Annotated in this window: 5 protein-coding genes and 1 pseudogene; 2 read left to right on the forward strand and 4 right to left on the reverse strand. The window is 62.0% G+C overall.

The window, feature by feature from the left end:
* From AB0G16_RS38365 to AB0G16_RS38375, 3 genes are all read right to left on the reverse strand, one after another.
* A partial coding sequence (locus tag AB0G16_RS38365; RefSeq protein WP_362815896.1) for a hypothetical protein occupies positions 1-260 on the reverse strand: 260 nt, incomplete at its 3' end.
* 684 nt (positions 261-944) lie between these two features.
* The gene (locus AB0G16_RS38370; protein WP_362815898.1) at positions 945-1418 is read right to left on the reverse strand and encodes an ATP-binding protein; all 474 of its coding nucleotides are present in this window, start codon (positions 1416-1418) and stop codon (positions 945-947) included.
* The gene (locus AB0G16_RS38375; protein ID WP_362815899.1) at positions 1415-1612 is read right to left on the reverse strand and encodes a hypothetical protein; all 198 of its coding nucleotides are present in this window, start codon (positions 1610-1612) and stop codon (positions 1415-1417) included. The genes AB0G16_RS38370 and AB0G16_RS38375 overlap by 4 nt, the downstream gene beginning before the upstream one ends.
* Before the next feature lie 373 nt (positions 1613-1985).
* Here AB0G16_RS38375 and AB0G16_RS38380 point away from each other — a divergent pair, with 373 nt between their 5' ends.
* Positions 1986-2738, forward strand: a complete 753-nt coding sequence (locus tag AB0G16_RS38380) for a GntR family transcriptional regulator (RefSeq protein ID WP_362815901.1) — start codon at positions 1986-1988, stop codon at positions 2736-2738.
* Between the two features lie 2 nt (positions 2739-2740).
* Positions 2741-3304, forward strand: coding sequence for an NUDIX hydrolase (locus AB0G16_RS38385; RefSeq protein WP_362815902.1), 564 nt, complete (start codon positions 2741-2743; stop codon positions 3302-3304).
* Positions 3305-3675: 371 nt separating this feature from the next.
* Here AB0G16_RS38385 and AB0G16_RS38390 read toward each other — a convergent pair.
* Positions 3676-3801, reverse strand: a pseudogene (locus AB0G16_RS38390) (ABC transporter ATP-binding protein); the annotation flags it as partial.
* Positions 3802-4158: the final 357 nt, after the last annotated feature.

Below are 4158 nucleotides of genomic sequence, written 5' to 3' on the forward strand. Positions count from 1 at the left end.
ACATCGGCGATGATCCGCTCCCGCAACGCCTGATCCTTGTACGGCGGCACCTGCCAAAAGACCGGGACAAGCCGCCCGCCAGCATCGCGAGACGCCTCAACGATGGCTTCGTCGAACTCTTGATTCGCGCAGCGGTAGCTATACACCGTGATCATGCCCACACCCTCTTTGGCGCATGCCTCCTGCATTGTCAGACCAGACGCGATCCCCTCAACTATCCGGCGCCTCTTATCATCATCATCAAGCACCAGGATGGACATCTAGCCCTGTACCTCCGAATTCTTGCGACAGACGTAACCACTGACATACGTAATGTCCTCTGTGGGGTTCCCTAAGCCCCATCGCCCGACAGTAAATGCACTTACACCCCACACGAAGCCAGGCATTCTTGGTCCCATGCGCCAAATTCGGGTTACGCACGTTCATAAGCGCCGTCTCGAAGGCAAGAAGCCACGCATCGTCATACTTGCGCCACAACCAGACCTGCCGCAGGCGGTAGCCGTACCGTTCCACCACCCGCGCTAGATCATCTTCCAGGCAGCTCCCTCCCTCCGAGATGTCGCGAATGATCCGCGCCTGCAACAACCTGTCCTTATACGGAGGAGTCGCTGTGAACACCGGAGAACAATCCCCGCCAGCAGCGAACGACGCACAAACAACAGCCTGATCAAACTCCCGGTTCGCGCAGCGGTAATTGTGAATCGTGAGCAGATCCACACCTACTCTTACAGATACTTCGGCCACAGTAAGGCCGGACTTGATCCCCTCGATTATCCGACGCCTCATATTTTCGTCATCAAGAATCAAGAGAGACACCTACAACCCACCTCCCACTAATTTTCGACGGGCACATAAAACCGGGGAGGTCCCCGACTTGGAGACCTCCCCGGCAAGGTGCGACGGCCTAGACGCTGGGAAGGCGCACCGCCGCACCAGCTCTAAAGTCAGGGGGGAGCCTGATCCCAGGCCAGGTGAAACCAGAGCGCGCGACCTATCTCCGGGGCGTAGTCAGTACCCCAGCCCTTCGATAGCTGATGCACCAAGGCCAGACCCCGCCCGCCGAGATCCTCATCCTTTGCCGGTCGCATGGCAGGCACGTTGACCAGTGACCCCGCGTCGATCACCTCGACATGGATCACGCCGCGCCCCACCCCGACACCGACCGTGATCAGCCCATCGGGATCGCCGCCGGAATCGCTGTAGAGGAAGCTGTTCGTAACGACCTCACTCACCAGCAGCTCAACCGTGTCCAGCAGCTCACTCGGAACAGCAAGCGCGCTCAGCAGATCCACCGCCCACCGACGCGCCAGCCCCGGCGTCCGCTCGTCGCTGCCATCGAAGTTGCGAGTGTCGATCCGCAGCCCGTCCCAGCGCAGGAACATCGCCTCCGCCGCGCTGTAGACGTCCTCCCGGCTCACTGCGCCACCTGACGAATCAGGTCCGCCGCGTGAGGTGCGAGCGCCGGTACTGACTGCTTGACGTCCCGCCCCCAGGAGAACCACCACTCCCTGTCACGCCGCACCGCCATGACCCGCGTCGCGAAGGCGGGAAGGGAGGGAGAGACCAGCAGCACCGGTTCCCCCCGTACCGGCAGGTCTACAGACGCCCTCATGCCACGTTTGTGCAGGTCCCACGCCAGTCGTACAAGGTGGATGTACCGCTGCTCTGGATCAGGCGGTCCCACCTGTCTTGCGGCTCTAGGGTTATCCATGGATCGCGCACCTCCTGATGTGCGGTCAAGGGTCCGGTCGGTGTTCGCGCGCCTGCCGGACCCGCTTTGCGTTTATGGATCAAGGTGTGACCGAGGGAAGATCGAAAACGACTAAGCACACCCGCCGATTGGTAGGCTTATGGTAGGGCGACCAAGAACCCACCACAAGCTTTTTGGCCAGGCGGGTACCCGTCTACGATTGACGGGCGGCGGTTTATGGTGGTTTGAAGCCAACCGACCTGCTGAGCACAGAAGTTCCGAGGGAGGAACGCGCATGTCCAAGCCGCCAGCGAAAGCACAGGAGATCACCAACGCACTCGCAGCGAAGATCGTGGACGGAGGCTACCCGGCGGGCACATGGTTGCCTTCGGAACGCGAACTTGCCCTTGAACACAAGGTGGACCGCTCAACCGTTCGCCGCGCCCTACGCATGTTGGCCGACCAAGGGCTCGTATCACTCAAGCCCGGCGCGGGAACTCAGGTCAGAGAGGTCGAGCCGATACGTCGTGACGCGAGCGACATCACCAGGCAGGTTGGGAACTGGCGCGGCTTCGCTTCATCGGTCCTTGAGGCTGGCCGGGAACCATTCACCCATACCAACGTGCGGGAGATCCAAGCTGATACAACCGTCGCGAGATGGCTGGGGGTTCCTATCGGGTCGCGAGTGCTTGAACGGGCACGGGTTCAGGGGGTTGTTGGAGAGCCACCCGTCCAGACGGCTACAACCTATGTGAACTGGGATTTCGTAGAGAAGATCCCCCGACTGCTGCAAGTCAATACCGGCCCAGGTGGGATCTATTCACGGCTTGAGGAGATCGGGCACCGGGTCGAGATATACGAGGAGAGCGTTACCTGTCGCATGCCACGCGAGGACGAGCGGCACACCCTAGAAATCGACCAAGGACAGCCGGTTCTCTCCCTATGGCGACGCGCCTATGACCTCAAAGGCCGCATCGTCGAAGTTACTCACCGCGTCGTGGTCGGGGATCGCCAGGACTTGATCTATCGCTACGGACCGGGGGCATAAGCGTGGACACGGACGGCCAATCCATCAAACAGATCGCTACTCGCCTGGCGTATCAATCACGATATATGCGGTTACGCGAAGACGACATCCAGCGCCCGGACGGTTCGCGCGGCATTTACTCTTACGTTGAAAAGCCCGACTTCGCATTGATCATCGCGATGGAAAATAACGGCTTCCACATGATCGAGCAATACCGCTATCCAATACGACGGCGCTCTTGGGAGTTCCCCCAAGGCACCCTTCCCGACCTAGCCACCACTACCCCTGAACTCCTCGCCAGGGAAGAACTACGACAGGAAACCGGTCTCACGGCTGGCACTCTGCAACACCTGGGACACCTGTACTGCGCATCAGGCATGGCAAGCCAAGGCTTCGACGTCTTTTTCGCAACTGACCTCACCCACGGCCAAGCCGATTTGGAGACCGAGGAGCAGGATCTACGCCATCAATGGTTTCCCCGAGAGCAGGTCGAGCAAATGATCCGAGAGGGTGTGATCACAGATGATTCCACTCTCGCCGCCTATGCCCTGCTTTTACTTGGACGGCCCAGCGGTCCAGCCCTGTAGGTTCGTCCACCGATATCGCATGGCGCGTGCAGGTGGTTGACCCCGCCGCCCAATTCTCCGGGGCGCCCGGAACCTGTCAAGCGCGGCTGTAACCGTAGGGCAACCAGCGCGCCCGGAAGGTCACCGGGAACATGTACACGCGAAGCCACACTTGACAGAACCCGGCCACAGTCCCGGAGTCGGCAGCTATGGGGGTTAGGGGGAGATGCGGGACACTCCGCATGATGCCGCAGTGCTCCAAACTGTCGAATACGGACAACACGCCGATACAGACGGCGAGACCATCCTCAGGCAACCAGCACGACAAAGCCCTAGGCCCTTGACCTGGGGATGTATAACGATCAAGCCGCAAAGATATGCCCTAGCTTGATAGTCGGCTTGCCCGACCCGTTGGGGCCGAGGAAGCCGGTGACCACGCCCGGCCTGACGTCGAAGCTCAGGTCGCTCACCGCCGCGACCGGGCCGTAGTGCTTGGTCAACCGCCGTAACTCGATCATGTCCGGGAGTCTGGAGGGGTCCGCTGACCGATCCCGGAGAGGATCTGGGAGTTTCCTGTGAGCCCGAGCGGTCCGTCGCGACGTCGGCGGCGTGGGCGGGCCGCGCCGGGGGCCGGACTCACAGGATGTTCTGACCATACGGGCGGGCACCGGACGGCACCGGCGAGCGATGGCCGCCACAGGTGAGCCGGGCGGGCGGGGGTGAGAGGCGACGGGCGGGGGCGAGCCGGGACGAGAAGGGACGGGCGGGGACGGGTCACGGCGAGCCGGGGAGCGGGGGCGCGGCGGTGAACCCCCGGGGGCCGAGGCCGTGCGCGAGGTCGGCTGGGACGCGCTGCGCCACGAGCCCCTGGACGT

It is taken from the genome of Streptosporangium sp. NPDC023615, assembly GCF_040640155.1.
Lineage (GTDB): Bacteria > Actinomycetota > Actinomycetes > Streptosporangiales > Streptosporangiaceae > Streptosporangium.

Bases quoted from the DNA above. Each gene is read 5' to 3' on its own strand.
- AB0G16_RS38375 (WP_362815899.1), bottom strand. From the start codon at position 1,612: ATGAGGGCGTCTGTAGACCTGCCGGTACGGGGGGAACCGGTGCTGCTG.
- AB0G16_RS38380 (WP_362815901.1), top strand. From the start codon at position 1,986: ATGTCCAAGCCGCCAGCGAAAGCACAGGAGATCACCAACGCACTCGCA.